Origin of the sequence: Myxococcus sp. CA023, from assembly GCF_010998615.1 — a bacterium.
Classification (GTDB): domain Bacteria; phylum Myxococcota; class Myxococcia; order Myxococcales; family Myxococcaceae; genus Myxococcus.
This window is the reverse complement of record NZ_JAAEAH010000023.1, coordinates 56,900-81,430: the sequence shown is the minus strand read 5'-3', so window position 1 is coordinate 81,430 and position 24,531 is coordinate 56,900. Positions and strand designations below refer to the sequence as shown.

19 protein-coding genes are annotated in these 24,531 nt (G+C 68.9%); 12 read left to right on the top strand and 7 right to left on the bottom strand.

From position 1 onward, the window contains the following. Positions 1-5: 5 nt before the first annotated feature. A complete protein-coding gene (locus F8M74_RS12545) occupies positions 6-2,147 on the bottom strand; it encodes a carotenoid oxygenase family protein (protein ID WP_171410456.1) in 2,142 nt (713 codons plus the stop codon). Positions 2,148-2,216: 69 nt separating this feature from the next. Here F8M74_RS12545 and F8M74_RS12540 point away from each other — a divergent pair, with 69 nt between their 5' ends. Next, positions 2,217-4,289: a response regulator gene (locus F8M74_RS12540; protein WP_141256920.1), complete on the top strand. Its 2,073-nt coding sequence runs from the start codon at positions 2,217-2,219 to the stop codon at positions 4,287-4,289. 58 nt (positions 4,290-4,347) lie between these two features. Here F8M74_RS12540 and F8M74_RS12535 read toward each other — a convergent pair whose 3' ends face one another. After that, positions 4,348-5,868 carry an Hsp70 family protein gene (locus F8M74_RS12535; protein ID WP_011554055.1) on the bottom strand — a complete coding sequence of 507 codons (1,521 nt, stop codon included), beginning with the start codon at positions 5,866-5,868 and terminating at the stop codon, positions 4,348-4,350. Positions 5,869-6,140: 272 nt separating this feature from the next. Here F8M74_RS12535 and F8M74_RS12530 point away from each other — a divergent pair, with 272 nt between their 5' ends. From F8M74_RS12530 to F8M74_RS12505, 6 genes are all read left to right on the top strand, one after another. Beyond that, a complete protein-coding gene (locus F8M74_RS12530; protein ID WP_141256919.1) occupies positions 6,141-8,387 on the top strand; it encodes a PrkA family serine protein kinase in 2,247 nt (748 codons plus the stop codon). A gap of 122 nt (positions 8,388-8,509) precedes the next feature. After that, positions 8,510-9,388, top strand: a complete 879-nt coding sequence (locus F8M74_RS12525; protein ID WP_141256918.1) for a serine protease — start codon at positions 8,510-8,512, stop codon at positions 9,386-9,388. Positions 9,389-9,483: 95 nt separating this feature from the next. Beyond that, positions 9,484-9,936 carry a cytidine/deoxycytidylate deaminase family protein gene (locus tag F8M74_RS12520; RefSeq protein ID WP_141256917.1) on the top strand — a complete coding sequence of 151 codons (453 nt, stop codon included), beginning with the start codon at positions 9,484-9,486 and terminating at the stop codon, positions 9,934-9,936. 176 nt (positions 9,937-10,112) lie between these two features. Beyond that, a complete protein-coding gene (locus F8M74_RS12515) occupies positions 10,113-10,850 on the top strand; it encodes a HAMP domain-containing sensor histidine kinase (protein WP_141256916.1) in 738 nt (245 codons plus the stop codon). A 79-nt stretch (positions 10,851-10,929) separates the two neighbouring features. Then, on the top strand, positions 10,930-12,384 hold the full coding sequence (locus F8M74_RS12510) for a sigma-54 dependent transcriptional regulator (protein WP_011554050.1): 1,455 nt from the start codon (positions 10,930-10,932) through the stop codon (positions 12,382-12,384). A 269-nt stretch (positions 12,385-12,653) separates the two neighbouring features. Further along, positions 12,654-14,621 carry an ArsA family ATPase gene (locus F8M74_RS12505; RefSeq protein ID WP_141607743.1) on the top strand — a complete coding sequence of 656 codons (1,968 nt, stop codon included), beginning with the start codon at positions 12,654-12,656 and terminating at the stop codon, positions 14,619-14,621. Between the two features lie 277 nt (positions 14,622-14,898). Here F8M74_RS12505 and F8M74_RS12500 read toward each other — a convergent pair whose 3' ends face one another. Beyond that, positions 14,899-15,585 (bottom strand): tetratricopeptide repeat protein, encoded by a 687-nt coding sequence (locus tag F8M74_RS12500; RefSeq protein WP_228559383.1) that lies wholly within the window; start codon positions 15,583-15,585, stop codon positions 14,899-14,901. 71 nt (positions 15,586-15,656) lie between these two features. Here F8M74_RS12500 and F8M74_RS12495 point away from each other — a divergent pair, with 71 nt between their 5' ends. From F8M74_RS12495 to cmk, 3 genes are read left to right on the top strand one after another with little or no spacing between them, the layout of a single operon-like run. Then, complete coding sequence (locus tag F8M74_RS12495; protein WP_011554047.1) at positions 15,657-16,625, top strand: acetyl-CoA carboxylase carboxyltransferase subunit alpha; 969 nt, start codon at positions 15,657-15,659, stop codon at positions 16,623-16,625. Between the two features lie 26 nt (positions 16,626-16,651). Further along, positions 16,652-17,743, top strand: coding sequence for a histidinol-phosphate transaminase (gene hisC / locus F8M74_RS12490; protein ID WP_141254277.1), 1,092 nt, complete (start codon positions 16,652-16,654; stop codon positions 17,741-17,743). After that, positions 17,740-18,432, top strand: coding sequence for a (d)CMP kinase (cmk, locus tag F8M74_RS12485; RefSeq protein ID WP_141254279.1), 693 nt, complete (start codon positions 17,740-17,742; stop codon positions 18,430-18,432). The genes hisC and cmk overlap by 4 nt, the downstream gene beginning before the upstream one ends. A 46-nt stretch (positions 18,433-18,478) precedes the next feature. Here the strand turns inward: cmk and F8M74_RS12480 are convergent, their stop codons facing one another. Next, the gene (locus F8M74_RS12480; RefSeq protein ID WP_141254281.1) at positions 18,479-18,979 is read right to left on the bottom strand and encodes a helix-turn-helix domain-containing protein; all 501 of its coding nucleotides are present in this window, start codon (positions 18,977-18,979) and stop codon (positions 18,479-18,481) included. Positions 18,980-19,071: 92 nt separating this feature from the next. Here F8M74_RS12480 and F8M74_RS12475 point away from each other — a divergent pair, with 92 nt between their 5' ends. Next, a complete protein-coding gene (locus tag F8M74_RS12475) occupies positions 19,072-19,734 on the top strand; it encodes a glutathione S-transferase family protein (RefSeq protein ID WP_141254283.1) in 663 nt (220 codons plus the stop codon). A gap of 53 nt (positions 19,735-19,787) precedes the next feature. Here F8M74_RS12475 and F8M74_RS12470 read toward each other — a convergent pair whose 3' ends face one another. Beyond that, positions 19,788-21,923, bottom strand: a complete 2,136-nt coding sequence (locus F8M74_RS12470) for a transglycosylase SLT domain-containing protein (protein WP_141254285.1) — start codon at positions 21,921-21,923, stop codon at positions 19,788-19,790. A gap of 359 nt (positions 21,924-22,282) precedes the next feature. Here F8M74_RS12470 and F8M74_RS12465 point away from each other — a divergent pair, with 359 nt between their 5' ends. Next, positions 22,283-22,516, top strand: a complete 234-nt coding sequence (locus F8M74_RS12465) for a hypothetical protein (protein ID WP_002636478.1) — start codon at positions 22,283-22,285, stop codon at positions 22,514-22,516. Between the two features lie 74 nt (positions 22,517-22,590). Here the strand turns inward: F8M74_RS12465 and F8M74_RS12460 are convergent, their stop codons facing one another. Next, positions 22,591-24,105, bottom strand: a complete 1,515-nt coding sequence (locus F8M74_RS12460) for a CAP domain-containing protein (RefSeq protein WP_141254287.1) — start codon at positions 24,103-24,105, stop codon at positions 22,591-22,593. After that, complete coding sequence (locus F8M74_RS12455; protein WP_141254289.1) at positions 24,102-24,407, bottom strand: DUF721 domain-containing protein; 306 nt, start codon at positions 24,405-24,407, stop codon at positions 24,102-24,104. Before F8M74_RS12455 ends, F8M74_RS12460 begins: the two co-directional genes overlap by 4 nt. Between the last annotated feature and the right edge of the window lie 124 nt (positions 24,408-24,531).

The following is a 24,531-nucleotide window of genomic DNA, read 5'->3' as shown; positions in this document are numbered from 1 at the left end:
CGCAATCACCTGTGCGGGAAGTGCGGATACACGTCCTCCTGAAGGACCTGACGCAGCTTCGGGAAGTTCAACGCCCACTTCACGCCCAGGCGCCACGGAGCGAACAGCACCCGGGGCACTCGTGGGAGCAGCGTCTGGGGCCACTCCAGGTACGTCCGTTCGATGGCGTCCATGTCGAGGTCCTGCCGCACGTCCACGCAGTACGGGGCCACGTTGCCCGGGGGCTGGCCTTCCAGGAGGTCAGGCAGGCCCGGTGGCAGGAAGGTGGTGTGCAGCGTCATGCCCACGTCGAAGTTGCGGCTGCCCAGCCGGCAGATGGGGCCCTTGGCCAGGTCCTCGGAGTCGAAGATCCAGACCTCGTCGCCCGTGGAGTTCTCAGGCAGGTCCGGCGTCGGGTCCGACACGACGAGCGCCACCACGTAGCCCTTCCAGTGTGGCACCTGGGGGAACCGGGCGCTGGGAACGAACTGCGGCGCGAAGCCGAACCAGCCGGTGGGCAGCACGTAGCCCTCGATGTGGCCGGAGTCGACGAAGAACTTGAAGAAGCTCGCCGCGCGGCCATCGCGGATGGGCAGCGCGGACTTGTCCCCGACGATGGGCTTGTAGAGCTGGTAGAGCGCCTCGGGGACCATGTCCGCCGTGAAGCCGTCCGAGTTGAGGTAGAGCGCCAGCTCCTTCGTCGGCACCTTGGAATTCATCACGTGGCCCAGCAGCCGGAAGTGGGCCTCCAACTCGCCATTCACCAGGCCCGCGTTGGAGAAGACCGTCAGGCCCCAGGTGAAGTCGTCATGCGAATACAGATTGGACTGGATGCGCAGTCGCTTCATGTCGATGCGGTGCACCCCCATGGAGCTGCGCGTGACGGGCACCGCCGTGGGCATTCCCGCCTGCCAGTCCTGCACGCGGTTGCCATTGATGAGCAGCTCGCCCGGCTCCAGCGTATGAGACAGGTCCTCGGTGGGAGAGTGCGCCGCGACCAGGGTGATGACGTCGTCGGGGTTCTCGTAGATGGCGGCGAAGTGCAGCCCGCCGCCTCCGGCCTGGAAGCGGTGCGCGGACACGAGCGGCGGATTCTCCGGGTCCAGCGTCCCGGGTGACGTCTGGAGGTCCGCTCGCCGCACCACCCAGAACACCGCTTGCGGGGCGGCGGGGGACGCCGTCAGCCACTCCACCGCGCGCTGCACCCGCGGCAGGAAGGGCACCGCCGCCTGCGCGGCGATCTGCCAGAAGTTGATGGGGAAGTTGGCGTCCAGCAGCACCACGTAGTCCCGCGTGGCGGCGATCTGGTGCAGCGACGACGCCACCACCGGCTCGCCCGTGGCTGCGTCCATCAGCTTCCAGTGGTTCAGCCGGTTCACTTCCGTGTCCCAGCTCACCAGCTGCGTGTAACCGGCGCCCAGGGGCCACTTGGGCGCGTGGTTGGTGAAGAAGAGGCGGGGCCGGTCCTTGTCGATGCGCGGGCCCAGGCGCTCGGCGGGGTCGAAGGCCGGGTGGGCCGTGCTCTGCAGCAGGGGGAAGGCCCACGGCGTGGGGAGGGCGCGGTTCCACTCGCGCAGGTAGCCCAGCGGTGTGTATGCCTTCAACGTCTTGGGGTGGATGGCCCACGGGCGGCCCGCGTCCGTCGTCACCAGCAGCATCCGCTCGCCTTCGACCAGGAAGGGCGCCGTGTTGGGCGTCTCCTGCGGGCCCAGCGTGAGTGACACGTCCGCCAGCGTCGTCTCGCGGAAGCGGTTGAGCAGCCGCGTCAGGGGGCCTCGCGCCGTCGCGCCCGCGTCCACCTGCTGGCGCGCGTAGTACGATGGGGTGCGCATGGTGGCGGAGGTGAACCGGGCGCCGCCCACCTGGAAGTCCAGGCGCATCACGAGCCCGTCCGAGGCCAGGGCCGGTGAGCCCGCGTGCACGCTGGGCCCCGCGACATAGACGTGACCCTGCAGGTCCTCTGGCAGTGTGCCGGCGAGCACCCGCAGCGGCTCGTTGACGTACTCCACCGGGCTGGTGGTCATCGCGTTGCGTGGCATGCCGGGCCTGAGCCCCGGTGGGACGTGTAGACCGGGGAGCGCATGGCCGTCCGAATCGCGCGAGATGGACGGGGGCGCTTCGGTCGCCGCGGGGGCGGGGTGCTTCAGGACGGATTCAGTCTCGGGCATGACGCCTCCGGAGGTTGGGTGAGTGAGCGCCGCATCGGGATGGGGGGCGGGGACCGTAGCACGCGCGTTGTGACAGACCGGTCGACGCCGCGCGGCTGGCCGCCGTGGGAGAGGGCAGCCCGCAGTACCTTGGGCGGGGCCGGTGTGAGACACTTCCCGCTTCCCATGGTCGAAGACTCCCACTCCGAGCGACAAGTCGTTGGCGACCGCTACGTCCTGGAGCGGCGGCTGGCGGGTGGTGGCATGGGCACCATCTGGGTGGCGTTGGATCCGAAGCTCCAGCGCCGCGTGGCTCTCAAGCTGATGGCGGCCCACTGCGCGCCCGCGCCCCTGGCTCGCCAGCAGTTCGAATGGGAAGCGCAGGCGATTGCCCGCCTCCAGAATCCCCACGTCATCCAGGTCCACGACTGCGACCTCTCCGGCGAGACACCCTACATCGTCATGGAGTGGCTGGTGGGCGAGGACCTGGAGGCCCTGTTGAACCGCCGCGGCCGGCTGTCCCTGGCCATGGTGGAGCGGCTGGTGACGCAGACGGCCCGCGCGCTCACCGCCGCGCATGCCGCGGGCGTCATCCACCGCGACCTCAAGCCGGCCAACCTGTTCCTCGCGCGCACGGAGCATGGCGAACAGGTGAAGGTGTTGGACTTCGGTCTGGCGCTGCTGATGTCGGGCGGCGCGGCCCGGCCGCATCCCGAGGAGGAGATGGCCGGCACGCCCCGGTACATGAGCCCCGAGCAGCTCCGAGGGTTGGAGCCGCGGCTGGACCACCGCTGTGACCTCTGGGCGCTGGCCGTGGTGGCGTACCGCGCGCTGACGGGACAGCACCCGTTCCCCCTGGAGTCACTGCGGCAGATGCGCCTGGGCAACGTGCCGCCGCCGCCCGCGACGCCGTCCAGCCTGGCACCGGAGCTGGGCACGGAGGTGGATGCCTTCTTCGCGCGCGCCCTGGACGTGGACCCCGCGCGCCGCTTCCAGTCCGCGCACGAGTTGGCCTCGGCCCTCACCAGCGCGGTGGACGCGGGCCGGCCGTCGCGCCCGGCGAAAATCCTGGTCGTCGATGACGAGCCGGACGTCGTCGTGCTGATGGAGCAGAGCTTCCGCAAGCAGATCCGCCGCTCCGTCTATCAGTTCCTCTTCGCCGCGGACGGCGAGGAGGCGCTGGAGGAGATGCGCCAGCATCCCGACATCGAAGTCGTCCTCTGCGACATCAACATGCCGCGCATGGATGGGCTGACGTTCCTGTCGCGCGTGGGGGAGATCAGCTCGCTGACCCGGGTGGTCATCGTCTCCGCGTATGGCGACATGAACAACATCCGCACGGCCATGAATCGCGGCGCCTTCGACTTCATCACCAAGCCCATCGACTTCCCGGACCTGGAGGCCACGCTCGTCAAGACGCTGAAGCACGTGCGCGAGCTGCGCCGCACCGTGCGCTACACGGAGGAGAACGGCCTGCTGCGCATGTTCGTCCCGGGCGCGGTGCTGGAGCGTCTGCCGCCGTTGCTCCAGGGCTCGGACGCCATGGCAGGCGAGTGGGTGGATGGCACGGTGGTGTTCATCGACGTGGATGCCTTCACGCCGGTGCTGCATCAGGAAGCGCCGCCGGAGTCCCTGCGCCGTCTCAACGCCAACTTCGAGGCCATTGTCCCGGAGTTGCTCGCGCGCGGTGGCATCGTGGACAAGTTCATGGGGGACGCGGTGATGGCCGTCTTCCGAGGCCCCGGGCACGTGGACCTGGCGCTGGAGGCCTGTCACGCCATCCGCCGGCAACTGGGCACGCTGGCGTCGCGGGGCGGCGAAGGCGCGCCATACGCGCATGGCGTCTGCATGGGCCTGGATTCGGGAGACCTGGTGGCCGGCAGCGTGGGGGCGAAGGCCTCCGGCCGGCTGGACTTCACGGTGCTGGGGGACGTGGTGAACACCGCGGCGCGGCTGGCGGCGAGGGCCGGGCGTGGGCAGGTGCTGGTCAGCGGCCGGGCCCAGGCTCGCGCGGCGTCACGCTTCCGCCTGCCGCCCGTGGAGACGGGCCTCTTCGAACTGGCCCGCGACGAGGGCCATGGCTCACTGGGCCCCGACGATGCGACCGCCTTCCTGGCGCCGGAAGCGGCGGCAGAAGGCCGGGGAACCACGCAGGGCGGCTGAGGGGCTGCCGAGGGCGCTCCCCGCTCCTCGCGCACGGGAGCGGGGCAGGGGACTTCAATCAGGCATTGCTGACGCGCACCGTGGTCTTCATCTCGCGGCCGGACGCCGGGTCACGCGCGCGCATGGTGAGGATGCCTTCCACGTTCACGTCGAAGGTGATCTCCACCTGCGCGGCGCCAGCGCGGCCGGGCTGGATGCCGGAGAAGGTGAACTCGCCCAGCATGTCGTTGCGGGCCACCAACTCATTGTCGCCCTGGAAGATGCGCACGGCGAGCTCGGTCTGGTTGTCCATGCTGGTGGTGGCCAGCAATTGCTTGGCGTTGGGGATGGACGCGTTGCGCGGGAAGACGGTGTGGAACGCGCCGCCCGCCTTCTCCAGGCCAATGGCCATGGGAATCACGTCCAGGAGCTGGATGCGCAGGTTGGTGTCGTCCTGGAGCGAGTGCGCGTAGAGCGCGGCGCCAATGGCCACGGCCTCGTCCGGGTGCACGCCCTTGCTGGGCGGCTTGCCGAAGAACTTGGTGAGCCGGTCCTGGACGATGGGCATGCGCGTCTGGCCGCCCACGAGCATGACCTCGTCGACGTCCTTGGTGGACAGTCCCGAGTCCACCAGCACGCGCGCCACCATCTGCAGGGTGCGGTCCACGAGCTGGTTGGTGAGCTGCTCCAGCATCTTCCGGCTGAACTTCATCTCGATGTTCAGGGGCTGGCCCTGGGACGTCATCGTGATGAAGGGGATGTTGAAGGGGACCTCCTCGCGCGCGGACAGGTCGATCTTCGTGCGCTCGGCCAGGTCCTTGATGCGCTGCATCGCCACCGGATCCGTGGCGAGGTCGAGGCCCGTCTTCGCCGCGAAGTCCTTGAGGACGTGGTGGATGATGGCGTTGTCGAAGTCGATGCCGCCCAGGAAGACGTCACCGCCGGTGGCCTTCACCTCGAAGACGCGGTCGCGGATCTCGATGATGGAGACGTCGAAGGTGCCGCCGCCCAGGTCGTAGATGACGACCTTCTCCTTCAGCCCCTTGCCCACTCCATAGGCCAGCGCCGCCGCGGTGGGCTCGTTGATGATGCGCACCACTTCCAGGTCGATGAGCTTGCCCGCGTCCTTCACCGACTGGCGCTGCCGGTCGTTGAAGTAGGCCGGCACCGTCACCACCGCCCGCTTGATGGGCATCTTCAGGTAGTTGGAGGCGACCTCGCGGATCTTCCCGAGGATCTTGGCGCTGATCTCCTGGAGGGCGAACTCCTTCTTCCCCACGTCCAGGATGACGTCGCTCTGCTTGCCGGGGCGCATGTTGTACGCCACGACCTGCTTCATCGTGTCGACGACTTCGCTGCCGAAGCCTCGGCCCACCAGCCGCTTGGAGCCGTAAACGGTGTTGCGCGGGTTGAGCTGCCACTGGCGCTTGGCCTCGTAGCCGATGAGTTCGTTCCCCTTGTCGTCGATCGCGAAGATCGAGGGGATGGTGTACTCGCCGCCCTTGTAGGGGATGAGCTTGACGTTCCCGCTGTCCTCGACGATCGCCGCGCACGAGTTCGTCGTGCCGAGGTCGATGCCGATGATGGGCTCCTTGTGCATCTTGCTTGGACTCCGGGTGGGTAGGCCGCAGAGGAAGAAAAAGACCGTAGCGCACCCTCGCGCCGCACGCGAGTTCACACACCGCGACGTTTGCCCTCCCCGGGAATGCGGACCCGGGCTCCCTGCTTCCCCAGGAGGGAGCCGTAGCGCTCCCTGTGCCCGCCCGGTGGCCAGCAGCGCGTGCCCCAGCCGACAATGGCATCCGGGGTGCTGGACATTGGTGGCCCGGGCGGAAAACTTGGTGGTGGACGACTGACCAGAGGAGAGTCAACTTGGACGCGAAGGGTTATCTGCAGGAAGTGGGCGCGCAGGTGAACGCCGACTTCGTCAAGAACCGGTCGATTCTCTCCTTCGAGGAGTATCTCTCCCTCTTCTTCAACGACCCGAAGGGCCAGGCACGCAACGCGGCGCAGTACCTGCGGGACGTGATGGACCACTTCGGCACCACCACGGTGCCGCACCCCACAGGCACCATCCGGCGCTTCCAGGTCTTCGACGTGCCCGGCGGCGACCGGGACGACCGGGTGGCGGGCCAGGAGGAGGTGCAGAACGCCATCTACCGGCTGCTCGGCAACTTCGTGCGGGCCGGCCGTATCAACAAGCTCATCCTCCTGCACGGGCCCAATGGCAGCGCCAAGTCCACGCTCGTCAATGCCCTGAAGGTGGGCATGGAGGCGTACTCGCGGCTGCCCCAGGGCGCGCTCTACCGGCTCGCCTGGGTGTTCCCGTCGGAGAAGCTCATCAAGGGCTCCATCGGCTTCGGCGAGCGGGACTCCGCCAGTGGGGAGATGACCACCTTCGCGCACCTGGACGCGGAGTCCATCGACCTGCGCATGCCGTGCGAGCTGCGGGACCACCCGCTTTTCGCCGTCCCGCCCGGCGAGCGTCGCAAGCTGCTGGAGACGGCGCTCAAGAAGAAGGGACTGGGCAACGGGGACGGGGAGAGTGGCGACTTCATCCTGTCCGACTACGTGCGGGACGGCGAGCTGTGCTCCAAGTGCCGCCGCATCTACACCGCGCTGCTCAATTCCTACGGCGGGGACTGGCTGAAGGTGATGCGCCACGTCCAGGTGGAGCGCTTCTATGTGTCGCGCCGCTATCAGGTGGGCACGGTGACGGTGGAGCCGCAGATGAGCGTGGACGCCGTCGTCCAGCAGCTCACCGCGGACCGCACCCAGCTCAACGTTCCCGCGCCGCTGCACAGCACGGTGCTCTTCGAGCCGCACGGCCCCCTGGTCCACGCCAACCGCGGGCTCATCGAGTATTCGGACCTGCTCAAGCGGCCCCTGGAGGCCTTCAAGTACCTGCTGGGCTTCAGCGAGACGGGCGAGGTGCCGCTGGAGCCCTTCGTCCTCCAGCTCGACGAGGTGCTCATCGCGTCGGCGAACGAGAAGCACCTCAACGCCTTCAAGGAGCTGCCGGACTTCGCGTCCTTCAAGGGCCGCATCGAGCTGGTGCGCGTGCCCTACCTGCGCCGCTACCGCACCGAGCAGCAGATCTACGACGCGCAGATCACCTCTACCACCGTGGGCAAGCACGTGGCGCCCCATGCCACGGAGCTGGCGGCCATGTGGGCGGTGCTCACCCGGCTGAAGAAGCCCATTCCGGACCGCTACCCGCAGGACGTGAAGGACCTCATCGACCAGGTGACGCCGGTGGAGAAGCTGCACCTCTACGAGGAGGGCGCGCCGCCGGACCGGCTGAGCCTGGCCGACACCAAGGAGCTGCGCAAGCTGCGCGAGGACCTGTTCACGGAGTCGGACGCGTACCCCAACTACGAGGGGCGCTCGGGCGCCAGCGCGCGTGAAATCAAGACGGCGCTCTTCAATGCCGCGCAGAACGCCGACTACAAGTGCCTCAACGCGCTGGCGGTGCTGGAGGAGCTGTCCGCCATCTGCAAGGACAAGAGCGTCTACGAGTTCCTCTTGCAGGAGGTGGTGGACGGCTACCACGACCATGACGCCTTCGTGCGGCTGGCGGAGGCGGAGTACCTGGACCGGGTGGACTCGGAGGTGCGCGAGTCCATGGGGCTGGTGTCGGAGGGGCAGTACCGCGAGCTGGTGGAGCGCTACATCCAGACCATCAGCCACTGGGTGCGCGGGGAGAAGATGCGCAACCGCGTCACCGGGGTGATGGAGGCGCCGGACGAGCAGCGGATGGCGGAGGTGGAAGCCATCATCATGCCGCGCGGCGAGGACGCCGCCGACTTCCGCCGGGGACTCATCGCCTCCATCGGCGCGCACCGGCTGGACAACCCGGACGCGGTCATGGACTACGGCCGCATCTTCCCGGACATGTTCAAGCGCCTGCGAGATCACTACTTCGAGGAGCGCAAGCGCGTGCTGCGTAAGAACAAGGAGAACGTCCTCAAGTACCTGTCCGAGGACCGCAACCAGCTCACCGCGCGCGAGCAGACGCAGGTGCAGAGCACGCTGAAGACGATGGCGGAGCGCTACGGCTACTGCGAGGCGTGTGCGAAGGACGCCATCCTCTTCCTGATGAAGAAGCGCTACGCGTGACCGGGCAGGCGTCCGGGGCCCGCCTGGACGCCTGCTTTCAAAGCCGGAAAGGGCTCGGGATGATGGGGGCTGCCAGGGAGTTGTACTGGCTGCATCCGTTTTCCCCCCAGACCGGAGAGTCGATGACCCGCTTCCTCCTGGGCGCCCCCGCCCTGCTCGCCCTCGTGTCGTGCGCCGGTGCCCCGTCTCAGCCGGCCGCCGCCATCCCCGCATCCCAGGTGGCGCCCGTCGTCGAGCGTGTCATCGCGGTGCCGGACGCGCCGCGCATGACGCGCAAGGAGCAGGTGCGGCGCATCCTCCCGCACAACGTGCGGCTGCAACTGGCCTCGCAGGGCAGCGTGCGCAGCACGGCGTCGGGCGTGGTGGTGGGCGCCGAGCGGGACGCGAACGGAGCCACGGTCGCCTGGGTGCTCACCAATGCACACGCGGTGGCCATGGACGGGATGGAGGCTCCGGAGCTGCGCGTGCTGGTGGACCGCCGCGCGGAGTCGCTGGAGCACCGGGGCGAGGTGGTGGCGATGGGCCACGTGCCTGACCTGGACCTCGCGTTGGTGCGCGTGCCGGGGCTGGACCTGCCCGCGGTGGAGCTGGCAGACGACGCGGAGCTGGAGCTGGGCGAGGACGTGGTGGTGGCTGCCTCGCCGTTCGGCCGCGCGCTGTCGCTGTCCGGCGGCATGCTGTCCCAGGTCGAATGGGACAAGGCGTCCCAGCGCCCGAAGATGGTGAAGACGGACGCCCCCATCGGCTACGGCGCGTCGGGCGGCGGCATCTTCAGCCTCGCGACGGGCCGGCTGCTGGCCATCGTCGAGGGCTACCGCACCGCGAAGGTGGACTTCGAGGTGCAAGAGGAGAACTACAGCTTCGACGTGCCCATGCCCGGAGAGACGTTCGCCGCACCCAGCGCGAAGGTGCGCCACTTCCTCCAGTCCAAGGGCTTTGGCCGGCTGCTGGCGCGCAATCCCGCGACGGAGGGGGGACTCGCACACGCCGCCGGGCGTTAGCCACTTCGCGCGGTGTCTCAGGTCCGCCTGGCCGGCTGGCAGGAATCTCGACACCGCGCGCGAGCGGGGTACATCCGCCGGACTGGAGGCGTGGGATGGCCGGACGTGTCTCGTGGGATCAGTACTTCATGGACATCGCGACGCAGGTGGCCTCGCGCGCCACGTGTGATCGCAAGCACGTGGGAGCCGTCATCGTCCGGGGCAGGACCATCCTGTCCACCGGCTACAACGGCGCCATCCGGGGGCTGCCGCACTGCGATGACGTGGGTCACATGATGGAGAACGGACACTGCGTGGCCACTGTCCACGCGGAGGCCAACGCCATCATCCAGGCCGCCACCAACGGCGTCAGCATCGACGGGGCGACCATCTACACCACCGCCTCGCCGTGCTGGCCGTGCTTCAAGCTGATCGCCAACGCGGGCCTGGTGCGCATCGTGTTCGGCGAGTTCTACCGGGACCCTCGCATCTTCGAGTACGCGGCCCGGCTGAAGCTGGACCTGGTGGGTCTGGGCGATGCCGCCCTGCCTCCCGCCTCGGGTGCCTGAGCACCCCGCACCGCGGGGCAGTACGGGCATTTCCGCGCGGATCGCGCGCGCTCCTCAATCGTCACCTGAATAACACTCGCGGGCGGACATAAGTCCGCGCCGTGTATGGGGAATTTGCCACTTCCGGCAAGAATTACCGCCCCAGGGTTGACGATGTTGGAACGGCTCCCTAACTCTTGGCTCCGGTTGGGCGGCGGCGGGGGTGGAACAGGGGAAATCCCGAGGAGTTCCAGTTGGTTACCTCGACAGCAATGTCAAATAGTGCACCCTCTGTTGAGGACGCGCCGCAGCCCGTGGTGGGCGCGGCCCGGTATCTGGCCGTCCCCACGCTGATGGACAGCCTGTTGCACGACGTCCGCAATCCGCTGAACGCGCTGGCCATCCACCTGGAGGTCCTGTCGGAGAAGCTGAAGGTGGAGACGGGGAGCGTGCCGCCGTCGCAGGAGAAGAACCTCAAGGCCATGCGCGATCAGATCCAGCGCGTGGACGGCATCCTGAAGCTGTTCAGCGACTTCGTCGTCTTCCGAGGCGGCGCGCCAGGCGTGGCGGACCTGTCGGAGGCCACCACGCGGGCGCTGGGCGTGCTGGGGCACGAGGGCCGCAAGCGCCGCGTCCAGGTCCAGGCGGGGGTGGAGGCGGGCGTCCAGGTCCGCCTGCAGGACACGTCGGAGCTGGGCTTCTTCCTCATCCAGACGCTGCTGCGCGCCTTCCGCCGGGCGGAGAATGGCGGCTCGATCCGCGTCACGGTGCGCGGGGACGAGACGAGCGCGGTGCTGGAGGTCGAGGATTCGGCCGGCGCCTGCCCCGAGCCCCTGCCCGAAGCCGTGGCCGCGCTCCAACTGCGCTGTTCACAGCTGGGCGTCGACCTGTACTTCCGGGCGGGGCTGTGCCGCCTGAGTTTCTCCCGCGCCTGAGTGTCTCATCTCGACGGGCCGGCTTCTGATTTCGAGTCACGACAACTTCGCGTCACGACGCAGCACGGGAGGTCTTCACTTGGGCAGCGCACGAATCCTGGCCGTGGATGACGAACGCGACACGTGTGAGGCACTGGCGGACATGCTCAGCGCCTGGGGACACAAGGTCGAGATCGCATTCGACGGGCATGACGCCCTCCGCAAGGCGAACGAGTTCCGGCCGGATGTGGTCTTGTCGGATCTGGCCATGCCGGAGACGGATGGGCTCTGGTTGCTGCGCAACCTGAAGGAGGAGCTGCCGGACTGCCCGGTGGTCTTCCTGACGGGGCGAGGCACCATCGACGCCGCGGTGGAGTCCATCCGCGAGGGCGCCTACGACTTCATCGTCAAGCCGCTGGATACCGCGCGGCTCAAGGTCTGTATCGACCGGGCGCTGGAGAAGAAGGAGACGATGCGCGAGGTGCAGACGCTGCGGCGGCGTCTGAAGCAGCTCGGCTCGTCGGACCTGATTGCCCAGTCCGTGGGCATGCGCAAGGTCATCGAGCTGGTGGAGAAGGTGGCGCCCTCCAAGGCCAGCGTGTCCATCAGCGGCGAGTCCGGCACGGGCAAGGAAGTGGTGTCCCGCGCGGTGCACAACCTGTCCCTGCGCCGCGACAAGCCCTTCATCGCCATCAACTGTGCGTCCATCCCGGCCACGCTCATCGAGTCCGAGCTGTTCGGCCACGAGCGCGGCGCCTTCACCGGCGCGGATCAGCGGCGGCCCGGCGTGTTCGAGATGGCCCACGGCGGCACGCTCTTCCTGGACGAATTGGGTGAGATTCCCATCGAGCTGCAGGCCAAGCTCCTGCGCGTGCTGGAAGAGGGAAAGCTGCGCCGGCTGGGCGGCAAGGTGGAGATCGAGGTGGACGTGCGCGTGCTCTGCGCCACCAACCGCGACCTCAAGCAGGAGATCAAGAACGGGCGCTTCCGTGAGGATCTCTACTTCCGCCTCAACGTCTTCCAGATCCACCTGCCGCCCCTGCGCGAGCGCCGCGACGACGTCCCCATCCTGGTGCAGCACTTCGTGGACAAGTTCCGCGGCGACTCCGGCAAGCGCGTCAGCGGCGTGCACCCGGAGGCCATGGAGGTCCTGAAGAACTACGACTGGCCGGGCAACATCCGCGAGCTGCGCAACGCGGTGGAGCGCGCCGTCATCCTGTGCGACGGGGAGCTGATCACCCGCGAGCACCTGCCGCCCGACATGGCCGGCAAGAGCCCAGAACGCCACACCTTCCGGCTGCCCTTCGGGCTGAGCCTGGACGCGGTGGAGCGCGAGTACATCCTGGGCAGCCTCCAGCGGAACGGGAACAACAAGGCCCGCACCGCCGAGGTGCTGGGGGTGAGCGAGAAGACGCTCTACAACAAGCTCAACCGCTACGCGGCCGAGGCCCGCGCGCAGCAGGCGCCCGGCGGCGGCGGTGGCGGCCCCCTGGGCGGGCAGGGAAGTGACGGCGCGATGGGGGCCATGGGCACCAACTCGTTTGTCATCCGCTGACCTCACGGGTAGGAAATCCCCTTCGGATTCCGGGCTCTTGGCCTGGCTTGGAGGGGATGCCCGCCCAGGCGGCGACCCCGCCGCGAAACCCCCGTCAATTCTTGACTTTTGACCTCCTGACGGGGGATTCTTGGGGGGTCTCCCACCCACAGGGAGTGCCCGGCCGTACATGTTCCACGCCTCGGGCAACTCCAGCGGCGCCAATCTATTCGGGCGCCCCGGAGTGTGCATCGGGTGCCGCGGGGGGGCACAAGGAAGGCCACAACGCAATGAGCGACGCGCGAGTACTTCACTTCTTCGGCGGCAAAGGCGGGGTAGGTAAGACCACGCTCGCGGCGGCATATGCGTTGAGGCTGTCGGAGGATGCGCCCAAGGAACGGGTGCTGCTCGTGTCGTTGGATCCGGTCCGCTCCCTGTCGGACCTGGTGAAGAAGAAGCTCCCGGCCAAGGCGACCAAGCTGGTCCCGGGCAAGGGAGACGGCGGCGTGTACGGCCTGGAAGTGGAGCCGGCGGCGCTGATGAAGCCCTTCCTGGCTTCCTACCTGCCAGCGCTGTCGAAGGCCGCGGCGAAGGGCACGCACGTGTCGGAAGACGACATGGGCAAGCTGTACCAGCAGGCCGTGCCGGGGCTGGAGGAGCTGGTGGCGCTCTTCCACGTGGTGGACCTGCTGGAGGGCGAGGAGTTCGACCGCATCGTGGTGGACGCCGCGCCGACCAGCCACACCCTGCGGCTGTTCGACCTGCCGACGAGCCTGCGCAAGTTCCTGGGCCTGGTGAAGGCCGGTGGGGACAAGACGGAGGCGCCGGCGAAGAAGGGCAAGAAGGCGGCGGCCGCGGCCGAGGCGCCTGGATTCCTGGAGCAGGTGGGGCAGAAGGCGGAGAAGCTGCTGGCGCTGCTGAAGGACCCCGCGCGCACGGCCTTCCACCTGGTGGCGCTGGCGGAGCCGGTGCCCGAGGCGCAGACGCGCATGCTCTTCACCCAGCTTCGCGAGCGCGGGCTGCCGGTGACGGAGATCGTCGTCAATCAGATCGAGGACAAGGACGGCTGTCCTGCGTGTCAGGGCCGCCGCGGCCTACAGGCCCCCCACGTCCGCAAGTTCCAGGCGCTGGACAAGACGGTGCCGGTGCACCTGCTGGGCCGGCGTGAAGTGGCGCCGCGCGGGCTGGATGGCCTGGCGCTGTTCGCCAAGGCGTGGGCCGCTGGCAAGGAGACCAAGGCGCTGGAGTTCGCCGCGGCCGAAGGGCCTCCGGCGCTGGTGCGCGCGCCGTCCATGCCGCCCATCGCCGCGCCGCCGCTGCCGCCCACGCGGCTCATCTTCTTCGTGGGGCAGGGCGGGGTGGGCAAGAGTTCCTGCGCCGCTGCCGCCGCGGTGACGCTGACGGAGAAGGAGGGGCCGGTGCTCCTCATCTCCACGGATCCGGCGCACTCGCTGTCGGACGTGCTGCAGAGCCGCCTGACGGACACCGAGACGCAGGTGAAGGGCACCAAGGGCCTGTACGCTCGCGAGCTGGACATCGCCGGGTGGTTCAATGCCCTGCGCAAGCGGGTGAAGGAGAAGGCGGAGAAGGCGTTCGAGGGCGCGCCCCGGTCGGGCAGCGAGGTGCCCGCGGATCTGCTCTACCTGCGCAACGTGCTGGAGTGCGCGCCGCCGGGCATCGACGAGCTGGCCGCGCTGTCCTGTCTGACGGACGCGCTGGTGCAGGAGCGCTTCAAGCGCATCGTGGTGGACTCGGCGCCGGTGGTGACGTCCGTGCGCGTGGTGGAAATGGCGGAGACGGCCAAGACGTGGCTGGGCGCGCTGCACGCGGTGCTGACCAAGCACCGCGCCAAGGGCCTGGGCGAGCTGGCGGACGACATCGCCGGGATGATCAAGCACGTGAAGCGCTTCGAGGACGCGCTGGCCTCCCCGAGCGAGGCGCGCTTCGTGGTCGTCACGCGTGGCGAGGAGCTGGCCACGGCCCGCACCGAGCGGCTGGTGGAGTACCTGAAGGAGAAGAAGCTCCCTGTGGAGCGGGTGCTCGTCAACCGCGTGGGCCCCAAGTCCACCTGCGAGAAGTGCGAGAACCGGCGCAAGCTGGAACTCAACGCGGCGAAGGCCATCGAGAAGAAGCTGGGCCTGCCTGTGACCATGGCGCCGGCCCTGGGCCGTCACCCGGCGGGTCTGCGCGAGCTGAAGGCCTTCCGCACGGCGTGGTACGCGCTGTCGCTGCCGGCCGCGAAGACCAAGGCGGCCTGAGCCAGGCCCGACGTGGATCGGGCCAAAGGGGTGCTCTGCCGGGCTTCGTTTCACCCGGCGGGAGTGTCCTGGCTGTTGTGCAGAAGTAGAGGGGGCCGCCGCCACATCCGCCTCACGCCCTGATTCCACCCCGAAGAATCATCCCTTCCCACCTGCCCCCGTGCGCACCATGCCGACGCGCGGCATGGGTGCCAAGGGTGTTGCGCGGGCCGTATCTGAAAGCGAGCGTGCCTCGCGTCGCGACTGATGGCTGGAAGGCACGGAGGCCCGTGGGGGCTCACGCCTCGCATTCCGAAGGTGAGTCGGTGAACGTCTCCAGGCCGGGGATGGTGAGCGCGCCCGTCTCCGTCAGCGTGCCTTCCAGCGGCGCACGGCCATTCAACCGAAGCGCTACCTGCCTGCCGCGCACCGTGTAGCGGCCCCGCACCTCTTTCTGACGGGGCGTCCCGTCATCGCCCACCTCCTTCGTCCACAGGGTGACCCTGCCGGAGGGGCCGAAGCGCAGCCCCTGGGTGGTGCCGTAGACGCCCACGCCCGGGCCGAACCAGGACACCTCGCGCAGCAGCACGGGGACATCCGCCTCCCTCGCCGGGCTGCGGCCCAGCAGCTTCTGCCAGCCCAGGGTGTCCCGGATGGGGGTGAAGTCCGCGTCCTCCTTCGCGCGGGTGAGCCGCCGGGCATCCAGCTTCACCGCCTGGGTGAGGTGTTCGACGATGACGTCCCGGTGGGCGCTGTACTCGCAGACCTTCCCCTGTTTGCGGAGCATCCCCAGGGTGGCGGCCAGGTTGTAGTGCGCCAGCGCATAGTCCGGGGACTCCCGGGCGGACGCCTGGAAGCGCTCCAGGGCCTCTGGGTAGCGCCCCGCCTGGTACAGCCGGAAGCCCTGGGTGTTCAGTCCCCGGGCATTGGGGGTGGACGCTGCGCCCGTGAGGGCCAGGAGCAAGAGGGGCAGGGCGGGGTGCATGTGCCTCCAGACAGGGGTGCGTAATCGCTTGCGCGTTGAAAGCCGCCTTACCCTGGTGCTAGTTCCGCGCCATGGCAACCGGTACCAGCTATGTGCTCGAGTTCGAGCGCCCCCTGATTGAGCTGGAAAAGAAGATCGACGAGCTCAAGGTCCTCTCCACCAGCGGCACGGTGGACTTCTCCTCGGAGATTTCCAAGCTCGAGAAGAAGGCGAAGAAGCTCCAGACGGAGATCTTCAGCGACCTGACTCGGTGGCAGGTGGTGCAGATGTCCCGGCACCCGAACCGCCCCTACTTCCTCGACTACGTCCACTACCTCTTCACCGACTTCGTCGAGCTGTGCGGTGACCGGGCCTTTGGCGAGGACCCGTCCATTGTCGGCGGCTTCGCGCGCTTCGACGGCAAGCCGGTGATGGTGATGGGCCACCAGAAGGGCCGCAACACCAAGGAGAACATGGCGCGCAACTTCGGCATGCCGCGCCCGGAGGGCTACCGCAAGGCCCGCCGCCTCATGGAGCTGGCCGAGCGCTTCGAGAAGCCCATCCTCACCTTCGTCGACACGCCGGGTGCGTACCCGGGCATCGGCGCCGAGGAGCGTGGGCAGGCCGAGGCCATCGCCGTCAACCTGGAGGTCATGAGCCGGCTGCGCGTGCCCATCATCTCCACGGTGGTGGGTGAGGGCGGCTCCGGTGGCGCGCTGGCCATTGGCGTGGGCAACCGCGTGCTGATGCTCCAGAACAGCGTCTACTCCGTCATTTCCCCGGAGGGCTGCGCCTCCATCCTGTTCCGCGACGCCGCCAAGGCGGACAAGGCCGCGGACGCGATGCGGCTCACCGCGAAGGACCTGCTGGAGATGAAGATCATCGACGAGGCCATCGCCGAGCCCGCTGGTGGTGCCCACCGCGACCCCGCGAAGATGGCGGAGGCGCTGGGCAAGACGCTGCGCAAGCACCTGGGACAGCTCGCCGAGCTGTCGCCCGATGAACTGGTCCAGGACCGGTACGCGAAGTTTCGCGCGCTCGGTGTGTTCTCCGGACGCTGAATTCACCGTATCAGGGCCCTTACACCATGCGACCGCTCGTCCCCACCCACGTTGAGACGCTCAAGCCGTACGTGCCCGGCAAGCCCATTGAAGAGACCGAGCGTGAGTTCGGCCTCAAGGGCGTCATCAAGCTGGCCTCGAACGAAAATCCACTGGGGCCCTCCCCGCGCGCCGTGGAGGCCATGCGGAACGTCTCTGGCGCGACGCACCTGTACCCCGACGCCACGTCCTTCCACCTGGCGCGCAAGCTGGCCGCGCACGTGGACGTGAAGCCGGAGCAGGTGGTGCTGGGCAGCGGCTCCAACGAGCTCATCGAGCTGCTCATCCGCACCTTCACCACGCCGGAGGACGAAATCCTCCTGTGCCAGGGCTCCTTCTCCGCGTACCGCATCTCCGCGCAGGCCCATGGGCGGCCCTTCGTGGAGGTGCCCATGCGCGAGGGCTTCCAGTACGACCTGGAGGCCATGGCGAAGGCCATCACCCCGCGCACGCGGATGGTGTTCCTGGCCAACCCGGACAACCCCACGGGCTCCGCGTTCAGCCGCGACGCCCTGACGCGCTTCCTGGCCGCGGTGCCGCCGGAGGTGCTGGTGGTGCACGACGAGGCCTACTTCGAGTTCGTCGAGTGGCCCGAGTACACCAGCGCCGTGCCGCTGGTCGGCCGGCACCCGAACCTGGTGGCGCTGCGCACCTTCAGCAAGATTCACGGGCTGGCGGGCGTGCGCCTGGGCTATGGCATCATGGATGTCCGGCTGGCGGCGTACCTGCACCGCACGCGCATGCCCTTCAACCTGACGGTGCTGGCCCAGGCCGCGGGTCTGGCGGCCCTGGAAGACACCGAGCACGTGCGCCGCACGCGTGAGGTGAACCGCGCGGGTCTGGACTACTTCGCCGCGGAGTTGCCGAAGCTGGGCGGCACGGTCACGCGCAGCCACGCCAACTTCGTGTTCGTGGACTTTGGTCGTCCCGCGGTGGCGCTGTACGAGCAACTGCTGCGCAAGGGCGTCATCGTCCGGCCCTTCGCGGGGCAGGGTTTCCCGAACCACGTGCGCATCTCCGTGGGCACGCCCGCGGAGAACGCGCGCTGCGTCCAGGTGCTGAAAGAGCTCCTGTCATGAGCGCCCGGCCGTTCATCGTCGCCATCGACGGCCCCGCGGGCGCCGGCAAGTCCTCGGTGTCCAAGCTGCTGGCGCGCCGGCTGGGCTTCTCGCTGGTGGACACGGGCGCCATCTACCGCTGCGTGGCCTTGATGGCCCAGCGTGAGGGCATCGCCTTCGACGACGATGCGCGCCTGGGCGAGCTGCTGGGCCGCGTGCACATCCACTTCCAGGTGGTGGGGGAGGAGAACCACGTCTTCCTGGGCGGCCAGGACGTGTCCGGGGAGATTCGCACGCCAGACATCTCTATGGCGGCGTCCCAGGTGTCCGGGCGGCCGGTCGTGCGCGCGGGCCTGCTGCAGCTCCAGCGGCGGTTGGCGCTGGAGTCGGAGAAGGGCGCCATCCTGGAGGGCCGTGACATTGGCACGGTGGTGTTCCCGGACGCGGACGCGAAGTTCTTCCTGGCAGCCAGCCCCGAGGTGCGCGCCCGGCGCCGCTACGAGGAGCTGTTCCAGAAGGGCGTGGAGAGCAGCCTGGACTCCGTGCTCGCGGACCAGACGAAGCGGGACCGCGACGACTCCGCCCGCGCTGTGGCGCCGCTGAAGGCCGCCGAGGACGCGGTGCACGTGGACTCCAGCACCATCCCCCTGTCGGAGGTGGTGCATGGGATGGAGTCTGAAATCCTGCGCCGGATGGCCCAGCGCGCCTAGCGCGGGTGGGTGAACCTGTGCCCGGCGAGAGGACGACGCGCCGGGCTCAGCGTGAGCGCTTCGCCAGCGCCTTCTCGTAGGCGGCCTGCAACTCGCCGGATACCGAGCGTGCCGGCCGCGGCGCGCCGAGATGCAGGTGGCGCAGCTCCTCCATGAAGGCGTTCCAAAGCGGAGCGCCGCCCTGTTCCAGCAGCTCTGCGCGTACGGACAGCTCCTTGCTCGGGCGCGTATGCCGGCGGCCCCAGGCGCCCATGTGCGCGAGGAGTGGCACGAGCTGGATGGCCGCTTCCGTCAGGCTGTAGATGACTTTCTGCCGGTGGGTTGGATCCGGGCGTCGCGTCAGCAGGCCGGACGCTGTCAGGCGCTTCAGCCGGTCCGCGAGGATGTTCGAGGCGATGCGTTCCTCGCTTTGCGCGAGCAGTTCGCCGTAGCTGCGCCTGTTTCCGAACATGACGTCGCGGACGACGACCAGGCTCCAGCGGTCGCCGAGCTGTTCGAGCGTCAGGTTGATCGGGCAGCCGGATCGCCCTGTCTGCGCCATGGCCATTCTCTCCAGGCTACTCCTTGCGATGTGCAAGTGGTAGGGATAGGGTTTCGACTACTTGCGATATGCAAGTGGTCTGCGACAGGAGTCCGCCGATGTCACTCGTGCTCTACGGTCATCCCTTTTCTTCGTACACGCAGAAGGTCCTCATCGCGTTGTACGAGAACGGCACGCCCTTCGAGTTTCGCTGTATCGGACCGGAAACACCTCAGCACTCGGCCGAGTGGTCGCGGCGCTGGCCGCTGCGCAAGTTCCCGCTGCTGGTGGATGGCGAGCGCGACATCGCCGAGACCAGCATCATCATCGAGTACCTTCAGCTCGCACATCCCGGGCCCGTGCGTCTGTTGCCCGCGGACCCGATGGCCGCGCTCGACGTGCGCTTCCTCGATCGCTTCTTCGACCTGCACGTCATGAACGCGGCGCAGCACGCGGTCGATGGCGCGCTGACGGGGGACTCGGTGAAGCGCCAGGAAGGATTGGCCCTGGCCGTGAAGAAGCTGGAGGTCGCCTACGCCTGGCTCGAAGGGCAGCTCGCCGGCAGGACCTGGGCCGCCCCTGGCGAGGACTTCACGCTGGCGGACTGCGCGGCCGCGCCCTCGCTGTTCTACGCGGACTGGACCCACCGCATCTCCGATGCGTTTCCCGTGCTTCGCGCCTACCGCTCGCGGTTGCTTGCGCGCCCGTCCTTCGCCCGCGCGGTGAATGAGGCGCGGCAATTCCGGCCGCTCTTTCCCCTGGGCGCGCCAGACCGGGATTGAAGCTCGGCGCGCGACCGCGCGTTGTCTCGCGGGCCGGGCGCCCCAATCGGAGCCTAGAAGCTGACACCTTCCTTCGACGGCGCGGGCACCTGCAGCGGCAGCTTCAGCGCCCCCGTGCCGTCGCCGTAGAAGGAGTGGTAGAGGAACAGGTCCGCCACCACCTGCTTCACGTAGCCGCGCGTCTCCTTGAAGGGGATGGTCTCCACGAAGAGGTCCAGTGGCAGCGAGCTCCGCTCCTGGACCCACTTCGCCGCCGAGCCAGGGCCCGCGTTGTACGCGGCCGCCGCGAGCACCGGGTGTCCAAAGCGCTCCATCAGCCGGGACAGATACCAGGCGCCATAGCGGATGTTCCGCTCGGGGGAGAAAAGGTCCGCGGGCGCGGGGACGGGCTCCTTCAGCTTCTCCGCGATGGCGTTCGCCGTCTTGGGGATGATCTGCATCAGCCCTCGCGCATCGGCGATGCTCATCACCTCCGGCCGGAAGGCGCTCTCTCGCCGCATGATGGCCCACACCAGGTAGGGGTCCACCTGGTGCTGCGTCGCCGCGTCCTCCACCGCGGTGGCGAAGGCGCGAGGATAGAAGGGCGCCAGGGCCTCCGGAGCGCGCGCGCCGAAAGCCCGTCCCCACAGGTGGCGCGCCGCCACCGCGTGGGCGTGGCCGTACTCGCCCAGTCCCAAAAGCGCGTGCGCGAAGGGCAGGGCCTGGTCTGCCGAGCGCAGCCGCGCCGCATGGGCCTCCACCTCCACCGTCGCGTCACGGAACAAGCCCGCGCGCGTCAGCTCTACCGCCAGCTCCAGCTCGGGAGGGCGGGGCAGCTTCAGCACCTGCGGCGGCTGTGGGAAGTGCGCGGGCGTCTTCAGGCTCAGCGCCTTGAGTCGCTCGTTGGCCATCAGCGCGTAGAAGGACGCGGGCGCCGAGGTGATGACGGCCTCGTATGCGGGGCCCAGCGTGTCTGCCTTCGCGCCGTCCAGCTCGCGGCTGCGCGCCATCCAGTAGCGCGCCTGCGGTCCCATGTTGCTCTTGGGGTAGGCGGTCAGGAACGCGTCCAATGCGGCGCGGGCCTTCGCGTACTCCTCCTGACGCAGGTGGGCCAGCGCGCGGAACCACATGCCCTCGTCGCGCCGGCGTGAGCGCGGATAACGCGTTTCGAAAGCCGTGAAGGCCTGCACCGCGTCCGCGAAGCGCCCGGCCTGCAAATCCAACCAGCCCGCGAAGAAGGCGCCTTCATCACCCGCAGGCTCCGAGGGGTACTTCTGGTCCAGGGCCGCCATCAGCGTTCGGGCCTTGGCGTTGTCGTCGGACTTGAGCGCGCGCCGAGCCACCAGCAGGTCCGCCTGAGCGGCGACGGCGGCGGGGCCCTTGCGCGCCAGCGCGAGCGCCTTCTCCGCATCCTCCGTCCGCCCCAGCGCGAACCAGGCCTTCGCGCGCAACAGCGCCACACGGGCCGCCTGCGCCTTGTCGAGCTTCACCTTGTCCAGCGTCGCCAGCTCGTCGAGTCCGCGCTGCGTCGCGCCCGCGTCCAGGAATCGGTCCGCGCGGGTGGTGCGCTCGGTGTAGCCCAGCTTCACCGGGGGCGTGCTGCCCTCCGTCAGCCACGCCATGGCCTCGTCACCGTAGGGGTGGGTGGGGAAGCGCAGCGCCACCGTCATCATGTCGGCGCGCTGCCCGGCGCGGTTTCCGGAGCCACCTCTTGCCAAGGCACGCTGATAGAGCAGCTCCACGGTGGGCGACGCCTTCGCGGCGGCCTCCAGCACCTGGGCCGCGTCCTGGGGCTTGCCTGCCTTGAGCAGTGACTCACCCAGCCGCGCCCGGGCGCGGGCCGCGAGTTCAGCGGATGCCTTGGATTCCAGAATTCGCGCGAAGTCCTCGGCCGCGCCCGCGGCGTCCCCGGCGTAGAAGCGGGCCTGGCCCAGGTAGAAGGCGTGGTACGGCGCCAGCAGTGGAGGGGCCGGCCAGGCAGCCAGCAGCTCCCTTGCCTCGGCGGCCTGTCCGTCAGAGAGGGCGAGCGTCCCCGCGAGCAGCGCCAGCCGCCCCACGTCGTCGCACTTCTTCGCAGCGCAGGCCGTCAGCTCCGCGCGCGCCAGGGCGGCCGCATCCGGCTTGTGGAGGCGGACGGCCTCCAGCGTCGTGGGGGATTGTCCCAGGGACATCCCCGCAACCACCCCCGCAACCCACCCACTCCAACTCATGTGGTCTTCCTTTCACGACGCGGCTTTGCGGCCTGCCAACGAGACGCACACACCGATCATTCCCCTTGCCCCGGAGGGAGGGTGGTTTGACAGCGGGCGCGACAAGTCCTAGATCCGCGCGGCGTCGGGTCAGTCCTGACTGTTCAGCACCAGATGTCATTCGCTGAAAGCGTCCAGGTGATTACGTGCACTTGGGTAGGAACTGCCGACCCATTGCGTCACCCGGAGTGAATCACTACCTTGCGCCGCCGCTCAGCGCCACTCCGGTCCGTCGTTGCATGGCGGGTCCAGTCGTTGTCGTCAGGTAGCACTGCTCGTTCACAGCGCTCGGGGGGGAAACAGTTCAGAGGGAGGGCTTCATGAAGCCGTGTCCAGCCGATCTGCCACAAACCATCAACCCCGAAGCCGGGCCGAAGCGAGCCGGCGTCGAGACCCACCGCAACCTCAACTGTCATCAGTATGACAACTGCCTGGATGAAGCCGTCCGGCGAGGTTGGCAGTCGTTCACCTGCATGAAGTGCCCGATGTATCAGCAGGTGGCGCCGCCGCAGATGGGGCTCGAGGCCTACGCCACGCAGCGCCGGCCTGTCTGAACGGGGTTCATGGCGTTGACGCCCCTGGCCACACACCGGGGGCACCACCACGCACGGCGTCTCCGTGCGGGACGTCAGGGGACGGCCGCGTAGATGACGGCCACCCAGTATTGATTCGTGCCGAAGCGGCGGGAGTCTCCCCGCACCACGCCTACGCCCACGCGGTTGTTCGTGGCGTCGGCCAGGCTGCGGGACTCCGGAATCGCCGTGGGGTCCGACACCACGAAGAAGTCCACGGATGCCGTTCCCGCGTCGGGCAGCAGCTCGAAGACGCGGTCGTGCACCGGGGCTTCACCCGGCTGGGCCGAGGGCTGGTCCAACTCCAGCGCGCGCCTGGCGTGGGCGCGTGCCAGTGTCTCGAGCGCGGCATTGCGCGTCAGGGGCGGCAGCTTGCGGGACGCACGCAGCCGGCTCAGGGTGTCGTAGGCCTCCTGCCGCGGGTCCGCCAACTCTGGCGAAGCGGGCGGGGCGACGGTGAAGACCTCGGTGAGGACGGCCTCCTTGCGCCCGTTCACCGTGTGGAACGCCACGCCCACGCCCATGAAGCGGAAGCCCGGGTCCAGCACGTTGCGCCGGTGTCCAGGGCTGTGCTCGATGCCGAAGTGGGCCGCCAGCGGCCCCGGTGCCAGGCCCAGGTTCTCTCCCGCGCGCACGTAGCGTGCGCCCGCCGGCAGGCGCTTCGTCAGCGTGGAGCCGTCCGGGGCGATGTGGGCGAAGAAGCCCTCCTTCGACATGCGAGCGCTGTAGTCCTGGGCCACCTGTTCCAGCACGGCGTCGGGGGACAGTTCGGGCAACGCGTGGGCGCGGCGGAGGGCGTTGATGCGCTCGTAGACGGCCCGGCGGGCGTCCTCCAACGTGGTGGGCTCAGCGGTGTCCTCGCTGGCGGCGTGCTTGCGGGGTTCACCCTGGTCCACCAGGAAGAGCGCCGCCACCTCCGGCCCGCCGTCCGCGCGTCCCACCACCTCCACGGTGTACGTACCCGGCGTGGCGAAGGCGAGCCGGCTGCAGAAGCCGCCCCCCGCACCCCGGTTCTGGACGGGCATGAGACTCACCCCGCCGTTCGGCTGGGTGACGTACACCTCTGCCCGCCGCAGCGGTGGGACCAGTGCGCCGCAGAGCGTCATGGTCGAGTGCTTGTCGTTGGCGATGAGGCGCGGGAACTCCTGGAGCTCCGCCTTGCGGTCCACCAGCAGCAGGACGAGCGCCGCGCGCTCGCCGAGGACGGACACGCCCACGCCGAAGTGCGAGGCGCGCTCGCTGTTGAAGTCGTCGCGGTCGAGGAAGGTCTCGATGGCGTGCCGTGGCACCCACGCCCGGATGACCAGCGCGCGCGGCGAGGGATCCGCCGCGCCCGCGTCACTGACGGCGGAGGTGAGGGTGAAGAGGCCCGGCGCGCCGGTGGTGTATTCGGTGAGGGCCTCGTGTGCCAGCCGCCGCGCGGCGGTGGTCAGCTTCGGGTCTTCCACCGGGACGCGCCGTCCCACACGCTCGAATTCGCGGCTGACGTGCTGCGTGGCGCGGCGTTCCATTCCGGCCGACGTCGGCGGTGCGGCGGCCAGGAAGGCGGTGAGCGCCAACAAGGCCATCATCGGCGCGCCACCTGGAACGTGAAGGAGAGGGACTTCACCGTGTCCGGGCCGAGCCGCGCGTTGAGCTGCTCGCAGAGCGAGGCCGCTTCGGACTCCAGCGACTGGGCCCACTGGGCGCCCGTCACCGCCACCACCAGGGTGGTTCCGTGCAGGGCCTGGGGGGTGGTGTGGCGCGCGAGGTGTGGACCGACCACCGCCGCCCACACGGGTGCCAGCGCGTGGCCCTTGCCGGACTCTCCCGCCAGCCGTGCCAGGACGCGGGGAAGGAGACTTTCCAGGGACTTGGGTTCACTACGAGCCATCAGGGGGCGATCATCGATCTGTTAACCCCGAAAGCCAACCTTCACGTGCGGAGGAGGGGCGCACCGCGTGCGGACGGGCTATGATGGGGCTCGAAGGGCGGCGGCCGGCGCCGTGTACCGTCGC

Coding starts and splice junctions, on each gene's coding strand:
- F8M74_RS12545 (WP_171410456.1), bottom strand. CDS start 2,147: ATGCCCGAGACTGAATCCGTCCTGAAGCACCCCGCCCCCGCGGCGACC.
- F8M74_RS12535 (WP_011554055.1), bottom strand. CDS start 5,868: ATGCACAAGGAGCCCATCATCGGCATCGACCTCGGCACGACGAACTCG.
- F8M74_RS12525 (WP_141256918.1), top strand. CDS start 8,510: ATGACCCGCTTCCTCCTGGGCGCCCCCGCCCTGCTCGCCCTCGTGTCG.
- F8M74_RS12520 (WP_141256917.1), top strand. CDS start 9,484: ATGGCCGGACGTGTCTCGTGGGATCAGTACTTCATGGACATCGCGACG.
- F8M74_RS12505 (WP_141607743.1), top strand. CDS start 12,654: ATGAGCGACGCGCGAGTACTTCACTTCTTCGGCGGCAAAGGCGGGGTA.
- F8M74_RS12500 (WP_228559383.1), bottom strand. CDS start 15,585: ATGCACCCCGCCCTGCCCCTCTTGCTCCTGGCCCTCACGGGCGCAGCG.
- F8M74_RS12495 (WP_011554047.1), top strand. CDS start 15,657: ATGGCAACCGGTACCAGCTATGTGCTCGAGTTCGAGCGCCCCCTGATT.
- hisC (WP_141254277.1), top strand. CDS start 16,652: ATGCGACCGCTCGTCCCCACCCACGTTGAGACGCTCAAGCCGTACGTG.
- cmk (WP_141254279.1), top strand. CDS start 17,740: ATGAGCGCCCGGCCGTTCATCGTCGCCATCGACGGCCCCGCGGGCGCC.
- F8M74_RS12480 (WP_141254281.1), bottom strand. CDS start 18,979: ATGGCCATGGCGCAGACAGGGCGATCCGGCTGCCCGATCAACCTGACG.
- F8M74_RS12475 (WP_141254283.1), top strand. CDS start 19,072: ATGTCACTCGTGCTCTACGGTCATCCCTTTTCTTCGTACACGCAGAAG.
- F8M74_RS12470 (WP_141254285.1), bottom strand. CDS start 21,923: ATGAGTTGGAGTGGGTGGGTTGCGGGGGTGGTTGCGGGGATGTCCCTG.
- F8M74_RS12465 (WP_002636478.1), top strand. CDS start 22,283: ATGAAGCCGTGTCCAGCCGATCTGCCACAAACCATCAACCCCGAAGCC.
- F8M74_RS12460 (WP_141254287.1), bottom strand. CDS start 24,105: ATGATGGCCTTGTTGGCGCTCACCGCCTTCCTGGCCGCCGCACCGCCG.
- F8M74_RS12455 (WP_141254289.1), bottom strand. CDS start 24,407: ATGGCTCGTAGTGAACCCAAGTCCCTGGAAAGTCTCCTTCCCCGCGTC.